Annotated in this window: 13 protein-coding genes and 1 rRNA gene; 7 read left to right on the top strand and 7 right to left on the bottom strand. The window is 59.5% G+C overall.

What is annotated here, in order from left to right:
* Positions 1 to 57 precede the first annotated feature (57 nt).
* The 4 genes from rrf to M5G26_RS27345 all read left to right on the top strand — a co-directional run bounded on the left by rrf (position 58) and on the right by M5G26_RS27345 (position 3,889).
* Positions 58 to 173 (top strand): 5S ribosomal RNA (gene rrf, locus M5G26_RS27360).
* Between the two features lie 150 nt (positions 174 to 323).
* The gene (locus tag M5G26_RS27355) at positions 324 to 983 is read left to right on the top strand and encodes a paraquat-inducible protein A (RefSeq protein ID WP_038360851.1); all 660 of its coding nucleotides are present in this window, start codon (positions 324 to 326) and stop codon (positions 981 to 983) included.
* The gene (locus M5G26_RS27350) at positions 970 to 1,593 is read left to right on the top strand and encodes a paraquat-inducible protein A (RefSeq protein ID WP_095050584.1); all 624 of its coding nucleotides are present in this window, start codon (positions 970 to 972) and stop codon (positions 1,591 to 1,593) included. Before M5G26_RS27355 ends, M5G26_RS27350 begins: the two co-directional genes overlap by 14 nt.
* Positions 1,586 to 3,889, top strand: coding sequence for a PqiB family protein (locus M5G26_RS27345; RefSeq protein WP_134177925.1), 2,304 nt, complete (start codon positions 1,586 to 1,588; stop codon positions 3,887 to 3,889). The genes M5G26_RS27350 and M5G26_RS27345 overlap by 8 nt, the downstream gene beginning before the upstream one ends.
* A gap of 218 nt (positions 3,890 to 4,107) precedes the next feature.
* On the opposite strand, the gene mksF is transcribed toward M5G26_RS27345, so the two are convergent.
* The 3 genes from mksF to mksB are packed head-to-tail and all read right to left on the bottom strand — an operon-like array spanning position 4,108 to position 8,913.
* Positions 4,108 to 6,948, bottom strand: coding sequence for an Mks condensin complex protein MksF (mksF, locus tag M5G26_RS27340; RefSeq protein WP_273916993.1), 2,841 nt, complete (start codon positions 6,946 to 6,948; stop codon positions 4,108 to 4,110).
* Positions 6,945 to 7,646, bottom strand: a complete 702-nt coding sequence (mksE, locus tag M5G26_RS27335; protein ID WP_007912968.1) for an Mks condensin complex protein MksE — start codon at positions 7,644 to 7,646, stop codon at positions 6,945 to 6,947. The genes mksF and mksE overlap by 4 nt, the downstream gene beginning before the upstream one ends.
* Positions 7,636 to 8,913: an Mks condensin complex protein MksB gene (gene mksB / locus M5G26_RS27330; protein ID WP_162483039.1), complete on the bottom strand. Its 1,278-nt coding sequence runs from the start codon at positions 8,911 to 8,913 to the stop codon at positions 7,636 to 7,638. Before mksB ends, mksE begins: the two co-directional genes overlap by 11 nt.
* Positions 8,914 to 9,157: 244 nt before the next feature.
* Here mksB and M5G26_RS27325 point away from each other — a divergent pair, with 244 nt between their 5' ends.
* Complete coding sequence (locus tag M5G26_RS27325; protein ID WP_273916997.1) at positions 9,158 to 9,904, top strand: energy transducer TonB; 747 nt, start codon at positions 9,158 to 9,160, stop codon at positions 9,902 to 9,904.
* Positions 9,897 to 10,349, top strand: a complete 453-nt coding sequence (gene rimI / locus M5G26_RS27320; RefSeq protein WP_007912963.1) for a ribosomal protein S18-alanine N-acetyltransferase — start codon at positions 9,897 to 9,899, stop codon at positions 10,347 to 10,349. The genes M5G26_RS27325 and rimI overlap by 8 nt, the downstream gene beginning before the upstream one ends.
* Before the next feature lie 108 nt (positions 10,350 to 10,457).
* Here rimI and M5G26_RS27315 read toward each other — a convergent pair whose 3' ends face one another.
* Positions 10,458 to 10,862 carry a serine kinase/phosphatase gene (locus M5G26_RS27315; RefSeq protein ID WP_273916992.1) on the bottom strand — a complete coding sequence of 135 codons (405 nt, stop codon included), beginning with the start codon at positions 10,860 to 10,862 and terminating at the stop codon, positions 10,458 to 10,460.
* A 141-nt stretch (positions 10,863 to 11,003) separates the two neighbouring features.
* Between M5G26_RS27315 and can the strand changes: the two genes are divergently transcribed.
* Positions 11,004 to 11,648 carry a carbonate dehydratase gene (gene can, locus M5G26_RS27310; RefSeq protein ID WP_007912954.1) on the top strand — a complete coding sequence of 215 codons (645 nt, stop codon included), beginning with the start codon at positions 11,004 to 11,006 and terminating at the stop codon, positions 11,646 to 11,648.
* A gap of 20 nt (positions 11,649 to 11,668) precedes the next feature.
* On the opposite strand, the gene M5G26_RS27305 is transcribed toward can, so the two are convergent.
* The 3 genes from M5G26_RS27305 to acpA all read right to left on the bottom strand — a co-directional run bounded on the left by M5G26_RS27305 (position 11,669) and on the right by acpA (position 15,361).
* Positions 11,669 to 12,193: an SET domain-containing protein-lysine N-methyltransferase gene (locus M5G26_RS27305; protein WP_273916991.1), complete on the bottom strand. Its 525-nt coding sequence runs from the start codon at positions 12,191 to 12,193 to the stop codon at positions 11,669 to 11,671.
* Positions 12,194 to 12,373: 180 nt separating this feature from the next.
* Positions 12,374 to 13,546 carry a hypothetical protein gene (locus M5G26_RS27300; protein WP_273916990.1) on the bottom strand — a complete coding sequence of 391 codons (1,173 nt, stop codon included), beginning with the start codon at positions 13,544 to 13,546 and terminating at the stop codon, positions 12,374 to 12,376.
* 120 nt (positions 13,547 to 13,666) lie between these two features.
* Positions 13,667 to 15,361: an acid phosphatase gene (gene acpA / locus M5G26_RS27295; protein WP_273916989.1), complete on the bottom strand. Its 1,695-nt coding sequence runs from the start codon at positions 15,359 to 15,361 to the stop codon at positions 13,667 to 13,669.
* Positions 15,362 to 15,433: the final 72 nt, after the last annotated feature.

Below are 15,433 nucleotides of genomic sequence, written 5' to 3'. Positions count from 1 at the left end.
TCACATACCCAATTTGCTGAAGCGAGGCCATCTGGCCACGACTCAGTACCCGAATTTCTTGACGACCATAGAGCGTTGGAACCACCTGATCCCATCCCGAACTCAGCAGTGAAACGATGCATCGCCGATGGTAGTGTGGGGTTTCCCCATGTGAGAGTAGGTCATCGTCAAGATTAAATTCCGAAACCCCAATTGCGAAAGCAGTTGGGGTTTTGTTTTGCCCGCAGGAAAAGTTTTTTGCTCGAGACAGCGAACAAATTTGCACAGTTATTTTCGAATCAGAACACTAGAATAGCCCCACCTTATTCGGAGCCAGAGCCTTTATGTCAGAGTCGGTTGACGCCCCCGGGCTGTCAGATTTACCGCTGGAAGACTTGGTGGCCTGTCACGAGTGCGACCTGCTGATGCGCAAGCCAACGCTTGCCCATGGCGAGAAAGCGCTCTGCCCACGCTGCGGTTACGAGTTGTATGCCCACCGCCATAACGTGGTGCAGCGCAGCCTTGCCTTGGTGATTGCAGCATTGCTGCTGTACATCCCGGCAAACTTTTTACCCATCATGCAGCTCAATATCCTCGGACAGTCTTCGCAGGATACGGTCTGGAGCGGCGTGCTCGGCTTGTTCAATACGGACATGCAGGGCGTTTCGATCGTCGTATTCCTGTGCAGCATGGCCATTCCGCTGTTGAAGTTGCTGTGCCAGTTGTTCGTCTTGCTAACGATCCGCTTCGATGTCGGTCGCAGTTACGGTTTGCTGCTTTACCGTATTTATCACCACCTCAAAGACTGGGGAATGCTCGAGGTCTACCTCATGGGCGTACTGGTGGCGATTGTCAAACTGGCGGACATGGCGGCCATCACCGTCGGTCTCGGCCTGGCGTGTTTCATTAGCTTGTTATTAGTGCAGGTATGGCTGGAGGTGGTGATGTCACCGCATCAGATCTGGCAGGCGCTATCAGGGGAAGATGCTCATGCGGGCGATTGATGCGGGCATTCTGGTCTGTACCGAATGTCATGAGTTGAACAGGCAGGAAGCGGACACCGACGAGCAAACCTGCACCCGCTGTGGTGCATTGGTCCACGCTCGCAGGCCAAACAGCCTCACTCGCACCTGGGCACTGCTGATCACGGCAGCGATCATCTATATTCCGGCCAACGTACTACCAATCATGACTGTCAGTTCTTTGGGTCAGGGTGATCCGAGCACTATCATGTCCGGTGTGATCCAGTTGGTGCAGCACGGCATGATTCCGATTGCTGCGGTGGTGTTTATCGCCAGTATTCTGGTGCCGACCTTCAAACTGGTCGGTATCGCGCTGCTGCTGTTTTCAGTGCAACGACGTCAGCCGTTGTCTGCTCGTCAGCGTATCTGGATGTACCGTTTCATCGAGTTCATTGGCCGCTGGTCGATGCTCGATATTTTTGTGATCGCCATTCTGGTGGCGGTCGTCAACTTCGGCCGGCTTGCCAGTGTCGAAGCCAATCTTGGCGCCATCGCCTTCGCCAGTGTGGTGATTCTGACGATGCTCGCCGCAGTAACTTTCGATCCCCGACTGATTTGGGATAACACGGAGTCGGACGACGACCATGACTGATTTGCCCGTAGCGAAAACCCGACCGGCCTCGAACTGGTCTGCCATTTGGGTACTGCCTCTGATCGCGCTGATCATCGGCGGCTGGCTTGGCTGGCGTGCCTACTCCGAAACCGGGATCGAAATTCAGATCCGCTTCGAGAGTGGCGAAGGCATTCAGGCCAACAAGACCGAGGTCATGTACAAAGGCATGTCAGTCGGTAAGGTCAAGACGCTCAAGCTCGACGATGAGGGCAATTCCAAAGGCGTCATCGCCACCGTCGAGATGAATAAAGACGTTGAGCAATACCTCAAGACCAGCACGCGTTTCTGGCTGGTCAAACCGAGCGTAACCCTGGCCGGTATCACCGGCCTGGAAACCCTGGTTTCCGGTAACTACGTGGCCATCAGCCCCGGCGAAGGCGAACCGACGCGCAAGTTCAAGGCGCTGGCCGAAGAGCCGCCGCTGTCTGATGCCAAGCCCGGTCTGCACCTGACCATCAAGGCGGATCGTCTCGGTTCTCTGGATCGTGGCAGCCCGGTGTTCTACAAACAGATCAAGGTTGGCCAGATCAAAAGCTACGTGCTTTCGGAAGATCAAAGCACTGTTGAGCTGAAAGTCTTCATTGAGCCGACCTACGCCAAACTGGTGCGCAAACACACGCGTTTCTGGAATGCCAGCGGCATCAGCATCGACGCCAACCTGTCCGGCGTGAAAGTGCGCAGCGAATCGCTGGCCAGCATCGTCGCCGGTGGTATCGCCTTCGCCACGCCGGAGAACCGCAAGGACAGTCCGCCGACCGATCCAAGCCTGCCGTTCCGTCTCTATGAGGACTTCGATGCCGCCGCTGCCGGGATTCGCGTAAAGGTCAAACTCAGCGATTTCGAAGGCCTGCAGGCCGGCCGTACGCCGGTGATGTACAAAGGCATTCAGGTCGGCAACCTGAAAGCGCTGAAGGTCGATCCGGATCTGAACAGCGCCACTGCCGAGCTGACTCTTGATCCGTTGGCTGAAGACTATCTGGTCGACGGCACGCAGTTCTGGGTGGTCAAACCCTCGATTTCTCTGGCTGGCATTACCGGTCTGGAAGCGCTGGTGAAAGGTAACTACATCGCTGTGCGCCCGGGTGACAAGGGCGCTGCACCGAAACGCGAGTTCGAGGCACGGCCAAAAGCGCCGCCGCTGGATCTGCGCTCACCGGGTCTGCACCTGGTGCTGTTCACCGACACCCTCGGCTCGATCGATGTCGGCAGTCCGATTCTGTACAAACAGGTCAAGGTCGGTTCGGTGCAGAGCTATCAGTTCTCCAAGACCCGCAAGCAACTGGTGATCGGTGTACACATCGAGAAGGAATACGAAAACCTGGTCAACGCCTCGACGCGGTTCTGGAATGTCAGTGGTGTGACGCTGACTGGCGGTTTGACCGGCGGGATTCAAGTTAAGAGTGAGTCGCTGCAGACCTTGATGGCCGGCGGCATTGCCTTTGAAACACCGCAAGCCAAGGCGCCGTTGCAGAAACGCATTCCGCGCTTCCGTCTGTTCGCCAATCACGATGACGCCAATCAGAAGGGCGCGGTAGTCACGATCAAGGTTGATCGTGCCGACGGTTTGCGCAGCGGCACACCGGTTCGCTTCAAGGGGCTGGATGTCGGCAAGATCGAAAGTGTCGACCTGACCGATGACTTGCAATCGGTGATCCTCACGGCTCGCATCACGGAAGTGTCGGATAAGATCGCGCGGGTCGGCAGTCAGTTCTGGGTGGTCAAACCGGAGTTGGGCCTGATCAAGACAGAAAATCTGGAAACCCTGGTGACCGGAAAATACATAGAAGTGCAACCGGCAGCGAAGAACCTCGGCCCGCAGAAGAACTTCGTTGCGCTGGCCAATGCGCCGGAAGTGACCAAGCAAGAAGCGGGGCTGAGTCTGGTATTGAGCGCGGCCCGTCGTGGTTCGCTGAAACCGGGTGTGCCGGTGACTTACCGTGAAATTACCGTGGGTAAAGTCACCGGTTATGAACTGGGGCAGACCGCTGATCGGGTGTTGGTACATATTCTGATCGAGCCGAAATATGCGCCGTTGGTGCGCAGCGGTAGCCGGTTCTGGAACACCAGTGGTGTCGGGTTTGATATCGGTTTGTTCAACGGGCTGACGGTGCGCACCGAGTCGCTGGAGACGGCGATTCAGGGCGGGATTGCTTTCGCTACGCCGGACGGTGAGCGCATGGGCAACCCGGCGCGACCTGAGCAGACGTTCCCGTTGTTCGACAAGTTTGAGGATGAGTGGCTGACGTGGGCGCCGAAGATTTCGCTCGGTAAGTAATCAGGGAACTGATGTGGCGTCTGTCAGGACGCCTTCGCGAGCAGGCTCGCTCCCACAGTGGATGAGCGGTGTACACAAAAATTGTGTTCGACGCTAATCCCTGTGGGAGTGAGCCTGCTCGCGATAGGGCCCGCAAAATCAGCACAAACTCCAAGCCATAAAAAAGGGCCGCGATCCAAACAGATCGCGGCCCTTTTTTTGTCTTCAGTTAACGCCGATCAAACCGCATCCAGCTCCGGCTCATCCGCTTCAACATTCAGCGTTGCCTTCACCACATCATGGCGACGGATGTACTTCCAGTCCGCCTCATCGATGTAGATCCCCGCCGGGCCGCTGCCGCCTTCCAGGTCGATCGCGACACTGGCGCAGACCTGCGGCTTCACACTCGCCAGAATCGGCACGAAGCCCAGTTGCAGACTGGTTTCCAGCAGCGCGGCCTGGTTCTTCTCGTCGATGTCTGCGGCCTCGTCGAGGTAGTACGGCAGACGCACGCGACCGGCCTGATCGCGATCCATCAAGTGCAGCAACAAATACATGTTGGTCAGCGCCTTGATGGTCATGGTTGTACCGTTGGATGCGGCGCCATCGATGTCGGTGTGGATAACCGGCTGACCGTTGACCTTGGTGATCTCGAAGGCCAGTTCGAACAAGTCCTTGAGGCCGAGCTGGTTGTGGTTTGCCGCCACCAGCCGCGCCAGGTATTCCTTGGCCTCTTCGTTCTTGTTGTCCTGCTCGGCACTTTGGCTGAGGTCGAACACCGACAGGGTTTCGCCTTCTTCGTACTGACCGGCGCTGTGGATGATCTGGTCGATGTGCTTGAGGGCTTCCTTGTTCGGCGCGAGAACGATGCGGAAGCTCTGCAGGTTGGACACCTGACGCTTGTTGATCTCGCGGTTGAACAGCGCCAGTTGATGCTCGAGGCTGTCGTAGTCGCTGCGAATGTTGCGCAGGGTCCGGGCGATGTCGGTGACTGCCGCACGACGGGCCTTGCCCAGCGTCAGCGCTTCATCGGTACGGTGCGCGTAAGCGTTGATCAGCAACGACAGGCGGCGCTCCATGTCGTCTTCGCTGTCGAACTTGGCCACACCTTTGAGGCGCACCTGCGCGTACAGCGCTTCGATCTGGCCATCGGCGCGCAGCAGGCCTTGCCAGCTGTCCTGGTAGTCGTTGAGCAGCGGTAGCAAGTTGTCCATCGAGTCGTCGACCGGATCCATGAACGGCGTACCGAACGGCAGATCCGCTGGCAGCAACTGACGACGACGCAGGGCATCGTCGAGGGTGCGTTGCTTGGCTTCCATGTCAGCGATCTGACGGCCGACCAGTTGCAGCTTGGCCGACAGTTGCTGGACGCGCTCGGTGAACGCGTCGCTGGAGCGCTTGAGTTCGTCCTGCGCGCCTTCCATCTGCGCCAGTTGCTCGAGCTTGTCGCTTTCTTCAGCGCTCAAAGTCTGCGTGCGACGGAAATCTTCCAGGGCTTTCTGCGCGTCCAGCACTTGCTGGTACAGCGCTTCGGTCTGGGTCTTGCTCGCGGCGCGGTCGGCGGCCACGGCTTGCTGGGTTTTCAGTTGCTTGAGTTCTTTTTCCAGACGCTCTTTCTGATCGCGCAGCGCGGCACGGTCAGCCAAGGCTTGCAGCGCCGGCGGCTCGATGTGCGAGATGTCGATGGACAAGCCCGGCACTTCGAAGCGCTCTCCTTTGAAGCCATCGAGAATCAGCTCAACGGATTTGACCCACGCGCCATCGTCGTCGAGGGTGATGCCGTGTTCACCCAGCGGCAGGCTGAACAGGGCGCTGTTGAACAGACGCATCAGACGCTCGACGTCCTGCTGCGAGAACTCTTCGCGCAGACGGGCATAGCTGTTGTTGTCGGCGTGATCGAGTTGCTGCTTCACAGACTTCAGGCGTTTTTCCAGATCGCGCACGCGCTCTTCCAGATCTTCGGCGCTGAACTGACGGGATTGCGCCAAGGCGCCGGCCAATTCGTCGTGCGCGTCTTTGGCCGCGAGCAATTGTTGCTCGAGCACTTTGACGTCATCGACCAGCGCGAAGCGATTCTTCAGTACCGACAATTCGCCGAGCCAGCGCTGGATGCCGGAAATTTCCCGCTCCAGACGCATCAGTTCCTGAGTGCCGCCGCGCTGATCGTTTTGCAGACTGTCCTGCTCGCCACGGTAGTGATCGGCCTGGATGGTCAGCTCTTCTTTGCGCGCACTGGCGTAGTCCGACCAGGTGCCGAGCAACGAGTCGAGCAGCGGCGACAGGCGATGCAGTTTGCCGCGCAGTATGTCGCGCTGTTTCACGCCGTTGGCCAAGGCCTCAACCAGCGGGCCGGCCGCGACCAGCGAGTTGTAGTCCTGTTCCATGCGCCGCACATCGCGGAAGGCTTCTTCACACGCGGCGATGTAATCGACGCTACCGGAACGCAGGCTGTGTTCGAAGGCATCGAGGAACAACTGCTTGAGCTTGGCCGCGGTGATTTCGCGCATGTGCAGCAGGTTGATAAACAGCGCACGGAAGGTCTTCAGGCTCTGTTCGCTGGTGGAGCGCAGCGGAATCAAAGTCAGGTCGAGCGGAATCGACGTATGACCGCCCACCAGCAAGCGACGCAGTTCGTCCGGCTTGAGTTCGTAGGCTTTCAGGCCTTCTTTCTCAAGGTTGCTGAACAGCTCTTTCTGACGCAGGCAGGTGTCGTTCTTCTGGTAATGCGCCAGATCGAGCTTGCCGGCATAGGCGAAGAACTGGTGACCGAAACCGCCGCCCGGGCCGCGACCGACCACGCCGATCACGTGCGGGCCATGGGGCAGATTCACTTCAACGAGGATGTAGCTGGTGTCGGAAGCGAAGTAGAAGCGCCGCGATTGTTCCAGGCTGTATTTGCCGAAACTCATGTCCGACATGCGCGCCAGAATCGGGAACTGCAAGGCGTTGATCGACGCCGATTTACCGAGGTTGTTTGCGCCGTAAACCGACAGCGGTTCTTCCAGCGGGAACAGGCCGAGGCTGTAACCGGCGGTGTTCAAAAGGGCAAAGCGGCGGATGCCGTAGCGTTCCTGGCTCATGCGTCGGACTCCTGTTCTTCGGCAATGGCGCGGGCCAGTGCGTCTTCTTCGCTCTCTTCTTCAAACTCTGAAAGATCGAGCGGGTCGTCGGTTTCGAGGAATTTGGCTTCTGCCGCTTCGTCGATCAGCACCGGTGCCGGCAGCGGCAGAACGCTGTGTACGCTGGCCGCCAGATCGCGGTCTTGCTGCACTGACAGGCACACGTCGAGGAAACGGTGCATCGGCGGCAGGAAGCGGTACACGCCGTTTTCTTCGCTGGCAAAGCCGAGCTGAGTCATGCGGCGCATGATCTTTTCTTCGAGCTCTTCAACGGTCTGCACTTCGGCCTGAATGAACAGGTCGCGGTATTTCTCCAGCAGCGATGGCAACTCTTCACGGCCGAGGCTGCCGCCATCGAGCACGGCGATCGGATCGCGGCCCTGATCGGCCAGATGCTCGACGAGGATGAAGGTGAACAGCGCCAGACGCTGGGCAGTCTTGTTCACCGCTGCGGCGGCCATGTCCGGCACAAAGTAGTAGAAACCACGGGTATCGCAGACCAGTTCAAAGCCCAGCGCCTTGAACAGCGTGCGGTATTGATCCTGGAAGTTCGACAGTTGCGCGTACAGCTCCGGATCGCGGCGGCTGACGTGGTAACCCTTGAACAGCTCGCGGAAGATCGGCGCGAGTTGCGACAGTTCGGAAAGATCAAGATGCATTGGGGATGCTCGCAGAATTCTCGGCGGCGTTATCGCTGGCCGAGAGCAGGGCGAAGGAGCGCAGGCTGACCTGATGCTCGTGAGTGTGGTATTCGCGGCGTTCCAGACGCTCGCGCTTGAAGCGTTTTTCCCGCGACAGGCGCGAGAACCAGTAGAGCAATTCGTCGGTGGCGCCGTCCGGCTCCTGCTCCAGCAGCCAGGTCATCAGATCCGGCATCGGCAGGGCTTCTTCGCAGCGGTCGACCATCTCGCGCACGGTGCGTGGCGCGCGTGGGGCTTCGCCTTTCTGCGTTTTGTGCGCTTTCGGGAAACGCGCCGGTTTCGGCTCGAAACGCGCCAAGGCATACACGTAGGCTTCAACCTGACTGGCGCTGCCGAGGAAGGTGCTCTGCGGGCGGGTGAACAGCGGCATCGCCGCTTGCGGTACGGCATCAATGCCTTTGCGGCGAATCGCGGCCAAGGCCAACGCGGCGCCACGGGTCACGGCGTTGTGCCGGCGCGCTTCTTCACGCAGCGGCAGCAGCAATTCGCGGGCATGACGCAAGGTCAATTGCGCGCTGGTCTGCATTTCGAGGATGCGCGCGTGGGTGCGCAGCAGCATGTCGTCATCGACCAGATGGCCGAGGCGCTGCTGTTCGCTGAGCATTTTCAGCAGCACGGTTTCGACCTTGCGCACGCCTTGTTCGAAGGCGCCGTCGGCGTTCACCAGATCGATCATCGGCTCGACGTATTCGTCCCAGGTCGCCAGTACTTCAGCGTAACGCTGACGCAGTGGAATCTGCCGATCGCTGGTCTTCGCCCGTTCAGCGACGGCCACCAAGGCCTGTTCGTCGTTGTCGAGCTTCTTCAGTACGTCGCGCACGCGCATGTCGAGCAGGCGCAGCTGGCGGGCAAGGTCGTGGCCGTCACGGACTTCGAACGCGTCCTGGATATACCCGGCCAGACGCTCGAGGTGACGCAGATAGGCTTCGATTTCCAGGCACAGGCCCAGTCGGTGCTCACGACGCAGGTAAGCGAGGAAATCGTGAATCTGTGCGTTCAGCTCGAAACGGTTCGGGCTTTTCGCCACCGGAATCAGGATATCGAGGCGAATCCACACGTCGAGCAGACTGGTGATGTCCTGCGGCGTGCTGTCCAGTTGTTGGGCGGCCAGTTGCGAGCGCAGTTCGTTGAGGCTCAGTGTGCCTTGGTCGAAGTGCTCGCACAGTGGCTCCAGAAGTGCCCAGTGTTCAGCGAGGGCGCGCAAGACGCGCTTGGGTTCGATCATCGGAATGCCCGGCTGGTTGGCAATGAAAAGCGGCGATTGTACTGCATCACGAAGGATGCGATTCACTCTCGGGACGGGCTGTCGCATTCTTTGTATAAAGAGCGTGGGTAAAGCGCCTCGTGAAAGAGTATCGATCTACAACGGGCGATCTTGAACGAAGGGCGGTAGAATCAGCGCACTTCAGTTATCCACAAGTGGCCGACCCTTGCTAATCGAGTCCCGCCGCCGCGCCTATTTGAACGCCATGCAGGTGGTCAACTGGCTGCCGCGCACCGAATTGCCTTTTGCCGCGCCTTCACGGCCCGAGCTGCTGGACATGCCCGAGCCCGAGGTAGAGGCGCCGGTGATGCTTGCGCCTGCGGTGGAAACGCCCGCGCAGCCTGCCGTTCGTCCGGCCGAACGGCCGAAGATCGAAGTGCCGCGTCCTTCGTTGGCCAGCACCCGGACCAACGCCAAACCGGTGGAAGAGGCCGACGACACGCCGGTTGTCGCCAAACCGGCGCCAGTGCCACCGCCACGTTTTGCTCTGCAATTGTTCCGTGCCGGGCGCTGCCTGCTATTGGTCGAGTTACCCACAGGCGAACCGTTCCAGAGCCGTGATCCGGCTTATTTGTTGCTCAAGGACATGCTTCGCGCCGCCGGTCTGCCGGATGCGCCGCAGATCGTCGGCGAGCCGGTGCGCTGGCCGTGGCTCAATCGCGGCACCATGGATCAGGGCCCGGACGCGGCGCGCGACTTCGTTCAGGGTTTCCTTTCGGTGCAAATGGAAGCCGCCCCGTGCGCCTGCCTGTGGCTGATCGGCCTGCCGGCGGTACGTTTTGCCGGTGAAGCGGATGCCGAAGCGTTCAATCGTGAATTGCAGATCGAAGGTCTGGGCTCGGCCTGGGCCATTCCCGGTCTGGAATTGTTAATGGAAGAGCCACAGCGCAAGGCCGCTGTGTGGCAAGCCATGCGTCGGCTGATGGCGCGCTGGAAAGAATCGAATGAGTGACGCTGTATCGTTTCGCCCGATGACCGAGGCGGATCTGGAAACCGTGCTGAAGATCGAGTACGCCGCTTACAGTCATCCGTGGACCCGGGGGATTTTTCTCGACGGGCTGGGCAAGTATCAGATCTGGCTGATGTTCGAAGGTGAGCAGCAGGTCGGCCACGGGGTGGTGCAGATCATTCTCGATGAGGCGCATCTGCTCAACATTACCGTCAAACCGGAAAATCAGGGGCGCGGGCTGGGGCTGACGTTGCTCGAGCACCTGATGTCGCGGGCGTATGCGGCTTCGGCGCGGGAATGTTTTCTGGAAGTGCGTGACAGCAATACGGGCGCATTCAAGTTGTATGAGCGTTATGGCTTCAACGAGATTGGCCGGCGTCGGGATTATTATCCGGCGGTGGGTGGGCGTGAAGACGCGGTGGTCATGGCCTGCACCCTGGTTGACTGATGACCTGTAGGAGCTGCCGAAGGCTGCGATCTTTTGATCTTACGAAACAAGATCAAAAGATCGCAGCCTTCGGCAGCTCCTACAGGGACCGAGTTTCAGCTCAAGTGATCAGCGGTTACCATCCAGCGGATCACGCCGCGCCAGCTCCGCCTCGTCCAGTCCATTACCTCCGCCAATGTCATCCTCATCGACAATGCTCAAATCCCAATCGGCCTGATTGCCTTCACCAGCCTCATCGGCATCCCGCGCGCCGTCTTCATGAATCAGCGTTTCCGGGCTCAGGTCATCGTCGGTGGGTTCATGGTCAGCGGTCGATGCGCCGGTCAACCCGGCCTCACGTACACGCTCACGCGGCATCAACTGCTCACGTTCACGCTCCGGAATCTCATCACCAATCTTCGCGCTAGGCTCGTCTTCATCGAAATCCAGCTCATGCACCGAACCCATACGGTCTTCGTTATCATCGATGGGCTCCGGTTGCACTGCGTCAAAAGGGCGTCGTGAATCAGTCATGGCAATTCCTCATACTGTGGGCCTTACTTAGGTGGACTCACCGGGCACACGAGAATTCCAATGAAATCACTTGCGCTGGCGGCGTGACCCCGACGGGCGGTCGTCTGTCATACCAGCGCATCTTTCTTGAGGCCTTACAGCATGCATGACTTACAAGACCTGATTGATAACAACGAGCGTTGGGCTGACGCGATCACCAAGGAAGACCCGGATTTCTTCGCCAAGCTGGCACGCCAGCAAACGCCGGAATATCTGTGGATCGGCTGTTCCGACGCCCGTGTGCCGGCCAACGAAATCGTTGGCATGCTGCCGGGCGATCTGTTCGTGCACCGCAACGTTGCCAACGTCGTGCTGCACACCGACCTCAACTGCCTGTCGGTGATCCAGTACGCGGTCGACGTGCTCAAGGTCAAACACATCCTCGTCACCGGCCACTACGGTTGCGGCGGTGTGCGCGCGTCGATGCAGGACCGTCAGTTCGGTCTGATCGACGGCTGGCTGCGTTCGATCCGCGATCTGTATTACGAGAAACGTGAAGAGCTGGCCAAGTTGCCGACCGAAGAGGAGCAGGTTGATCGCATGTGCGAACTCAACGTGATCCAGCAAGTGGCCAACGTCGCGCACACCAGCATCATCCAGAACGCCTGGCATCGCGGGCAGAGCCTGTCGATCCACGGTTGCATCTACGGCATCAAGGACGGCCGCTGGAAAAGTCTGAACACCACCATCAGTGGTTTCGAGCAACTGCCGCCGCAGTATCGTCTGCGTCCGGTCGGCGCGTTGTAATCCGTCTTTCAGCGCATTTTTCAGCGCAAGCCGGAACGCCGCCAGGACTGTAGAAAGTGTTGGCCTTCGAGGCTGGGTGGTTCGTCGTAACCGGTGATCCAGCCACGGCAACGCGCCGAGCCGCAACCGCAGATGAACTGGTGCAGCAGTTTGTCTTCGGTGGCGGCGTAATCCATGGTCAGCCGTTCCCCCCTGTGGATATCTTTCAGCGCCCACAGCCATAACTCGCTCATGTCGAGAAATACGTTGGGGTCGCAGGCGTGTTCGATCAAGCCGCAAAAGCGCGGATCGTAGATGTGGATGCCCGTCAGCAATTGTCGGGTCTGGCGGCAGCGATAAGGCAGCAATTGTCCGGAGACCCGGCACATTCGATGGGTGTGCATGAACTCGCGCCGCGCCGAAACCGCCACCGGGGTGCCGTCCCCGTCATGGATGATTTCGAAATCGGCACTGGCGGGAAAACCCAGGCGCACGGGCAGGCCGGCAAAGGGATAGATTCCCTCAGTATCGCGTGATGCAGATTGCGTCATGGCATGGATATTCATAACGGTCCTTGTCGCAAGGCTTTTGCGACTTCCTTGGGTTGACGTCCTGTCAGTACAGCAACACTGCTGTTTGGATCCAATCGTGTCCTATTAGGTATAGTCGGTCTACTGTCAGATCTGACAGGCGTTTTAGACGCTTTCCCGCGTCAGCATTGGCTGACACGGGAGCGCTTCAAGCGATTACAGGTGCGGGGCGGGAACGGCGGTGGCCGGCAGCGGTGCCTGCAATTGCTGCAGTTGCGTTTTGATCGGAGGGGTCGAGCACTTGGCGGCGGCTTGTTCTGGGGTCAGATTGCGGATCGAGGTGTAGAACAGTTCGCAGGTTTTGCCTTTCTGCGTGACCTGCCATGTCTGCGTGCAACGGGTGAGGGTGGTCTGTGGATTGCTGCCCGGTTTGCTGCCCATTCCGGCCTGCCAGCAGGCGGCGCTCAGATCCTGGCCCATCACTTTCAGACCCGCAGCATCAGCCTTGGCCTGGGCATCGTCGCGGGTATAGCTCTTCGGGTCAGCGGCGTACCAGATGTAACTCGGGTGGTTCGAACCCAGCACCGGTACGTTCACGCCTTCGCTCGGGCTGATGGTCGCCAGCCCCAGGACATTCACGGTTGGCCCGTATTGCTGCTTGATCCAGTTACGCACCGGTGCGCCGAACGCGACCATCGGCAGCGTCGCGCCGCTGGTGGTCTGGCTGAACTGTTTGACCAGCGTGGTCTGGTAGTCCTTGAAATAGTCATACACGCCTTCCAGATCACTGCCAGCATTGGACGGCGCAGCGATCGGGGCGATATCGATGATGGTTTGATAGGCCGGCGTCTGCTCGGCAGGAATGCCATTGTCAGTTAGCAGAGTTGCCCAGCGATCGGTGGTGTTCGAACGCAGATAATCCTGTGCCTGGGTCAGCGAGTAATCCGGCGGGAAGTGCAGCAACTCGACACTTTTACGGTTTTCCAGCGCCATGCCCAGTGGCAGGAACAAATACCAGCTATAGGCCCATTTGCCGTCGGCGTTGAGCTTGCTGGCACCGGTGTAGGCCAGATCACCCGCGTTCAGTAGCGCCGACAGCGGTTTGTCGTAATCCTTCGGCACGCCGATGATTTCAGCGTAAAGCTGGCCGTTATCGGTTTTCACCAGCACCTTGGCATCGGCATAACCATCGCGTTGCACGCTCTGGTTGAGGTAATGGGTGACGGTCTGCTCCAGCGTCCAGTTGCGGTAGCAGATCACGTTGCAGTTGTTGGGGTAGGCGAAGAGGCGGGTAACGCGTTCGGTGCTGCCCAGTTTCAGGTCGACATCGGCGTGGGCGGCCGCGCTCAGTGTGAGTGCGGCGAGCGTGAGTCCTGCGAGTTTGAACATGCTCAGATCCTTTTCAGCGTGGGTTCCCCCGCGTATCGGGGGCGGCTCATATTGGATCAGCTGTGTTGCACAGAAAAGCCGTCACTGGCAGATATTTGCTGCAAACCGCAGGACTCGCGTTCAGACCTGAAAATGCAAGGCGTTGGTCAAATCACCCATAGGTTTCTGACCCCGGGCAATCATCGCCTCATCCCGTTGTTTGAGGCCGTCGAGGGTCTCCAACTGGAAGACACGGGTGATCAGCCGCAGGATCGACGCGGTGTCGTAGACCGTGTGATCCACCGTGCCCTTGCGCGCAAACGGCGACACCACCAGCGCCGGCACGCGTGACCCCGGGCCCCAGCGGTCGCCCATGGGCGGTGCGACGTGATCCCACCAGCCGCCGTTCTCGTCGACCGTGACGATCACCACCATGTTTTTCCACTGGGGACTTTCGCGCAGCACTTTCAACGCGCGCACGATGTGCCGATCCCCGGACGCCACGTCGGCATAACCGGCGTGCATGTTCAGGTTGCCTTGGGGTTTGTAGAAGCTCACCGCCGGCAACGTGCCTGCCTCGGCATCGGCGAAGAATTTGTTGCTGCTCGATTCATCACCCAGGCCGGCGTCGCGCAGGCGCTTGTTACGCTCTTCGGGATTCTCCGGGCCTTGCTGTTTGAAGTAGTTGAACGGTTGATGGTGGTATTGAAAATTGGGGATTTTCGGGATGCCGCCGGAATCCTTGTACTGATCCAGCGTCGCCTGCCAGGCGCCGGCGTACCAGGCCCAATCAATGTTTTTCTTCGATAGTTTGTCGCCAATGTGTTCGTGGGTTTGCGGCACCATGACATTGGGCAGATCCGCTTTGGAGTACGCCGGGCGCTCCGGGTCGCGAATCCAGGTGGGCCAGTAGGGCGGGGCGAGGGTGTTGACGCCGAAGCCGTCCGGGGTCAGCGCACTCGGGCCGAACTGCGGCGGGCCGCTCATGGCGCTGGCCGGTGATTGCGTCAGCGGTTTGAGGCGCGGATCGGTCGGATCATCGCTTTGCAGTGCGGCGATCTGCGACTTGGCCACCGAATTGGCGGCGTCCGGATAGAACGGCGCGGTGGCGCTGATCAGGTATTGGTGATTGAGGAACGAGCCACCGAAGGCGCCCTGGAAGAAGTTGTCGCACAGCACGAATTCCTGAGCGACATCCCACAGGCGCAGGGAATAGCGGCTCTGCGCGTAGTGGCCCATGGTCAAGCCGCCGGAGTCGGCCCAGGCGACGAAGCCATCGTTCTTGCCGCCATTGATCTGCATCTGGTTCTGATAGAACACGTGCCACAAATCGCGGGTCACCAGACCGAATGGCAAGTCCTCGCCATTCGGGCCTTTAAGGGCGAACGGTGCATTGGGCAGGTTTTCCTGAAATTGCGTGGCGCTGGGGTAGGTCACGCCATCGAGGGTTTGCGGGCCGATCTGCAGGACACCGCCCCAGACGGGCGGCAGGGTTTGCAGCAGCGCGCCGTCGCGATCGCGTTGTTGATAGTCGCCGGGCTTGAGCGCGGCCAGCGGCTTTTCGACACCGGGGAAATCACCGAACAGGTTGTTGAAACTGCGGTTCTCGGCGTAGATCACCACCACGGTTTTCACCTGATCGCGCAGGGACTTGTCCAGTTCGGCGGGCGTCAGCGGGCGCTCGGCCGGTTTGCCCGGTTGATCACCGGCGCTACCACACCCGGCCAGTGTGGCACCGACACCGAGCACCGCGACGCCGCCGAGGAAGCGGCGGCGACTGGTGTCGGTGGGTTGATTGAATTCGGGTGCGTCAGTGCCGTCTGTGTCGTCTTTCATCGTTCAGCCCGTTTTGCTTAATTGTTTCAGTATGTTTCGGGCGGACGCTAGCAAGGCAATGTGACGGTTGGG

The sequence above is a fragment of the Pseudomonas sp. TNT2022 ID642 genome (genome assembly GCF_028656995.1).
Lineage (GTDB): Bacteria > Pseudomonadota > Gammaproteobacteria > Pseudomonadales > Pseudomonadaceae > Aquipseudomonas.
The sequence above is the reverse complement of the archived record's forward strand: the minus strand, read 5'-3'. Positions and strand labels throughout refer to the sequence as shown.

Coding starts and splice junctions, on each gene's coding strand:
- M5G26_RS27315 (WP_273916992.1), bottom strand. CDS start 10,862: ATGACTGATTCACGACGCCCTTTTGACGCAGTGCAACCGGAGCCCATC.
- mksE (WP_007912968.1), bottom strand. CDS start 7,646: ATGCATCTTGATCTTTCCGAACTGTCGCAACTCGCGCCGATCTTCCGC.
- can (WP_007912954.1), top strand. CDS start 11,004: ATGCATGACTTACAAGACCTGATTGATAACAACGAGCGTTGGGCTGAC.
- M5G26_RS27355 (WP_038360851.1), top strand. CDS start 324: ATGTCAGAGTCGGTTGACGCCCCCGGGCTGTCAGATTTACCGCTGGAA.
- M5G26_RS27350 (WP_095050584.1), top strand. CDS start 970: ATGCGGGCGATTGATGCGGGCATTCTGGTCTGTACCGAATGTCATGAG.
- rimI (WP_007912963.1), top strand. CDS start 9,897: ATGAGTGACGCTGTATCGTTTCGCCCGATGACCGAGGCGGATCTGGAA.
- M5G26_RS27345 (WP_134177925.1), top strand. CDS start 1,586: ATGACTGATTTGCCCGTAGCGAAAACCCGACCGGCCTCGAACTGGTCT.
- M5G26_RS27300 (WP_273916990.1), bottom strand. CDS start 13,546: ATGTTCAAACTCGCAGGACTCACGCTCGCCGCACTCACACTGAGCGCG.
- M5G26_RS27305 (WP_273916991.1), bottom strand. CDS start 12,193: ATGAATATCCATGCCATGACGCAATCTGCATCACGCGATACTGAGGGA.
- mksF (WP_273916993.1), bottom strand. CDS start 6,948: ATGAGCCAGGAACGCTACGGCATCCGCCGCTTTGCCCTTTTGAACACC.
- acpA (WP_273916989.1), bottom strand. CDS start 15,361: ATGAAAGACGACACAGACGGCACTGACGCACCCGAATTCAATCAACCC.
- mksB (WP_162483039.1), bottom strand. CDS start 8,913: ATGATCGAACCCAAGCGCGTCTTGCGCGCCCTCGCTGAACACTGGGCA.
- M5G26_RS27325 (WP_273916997.1), top strand. CDS start 9,158: ATGCAGGTGGTCAACTGGCTGCCGCGCACCGAATTGCCTTTTGCCGCG.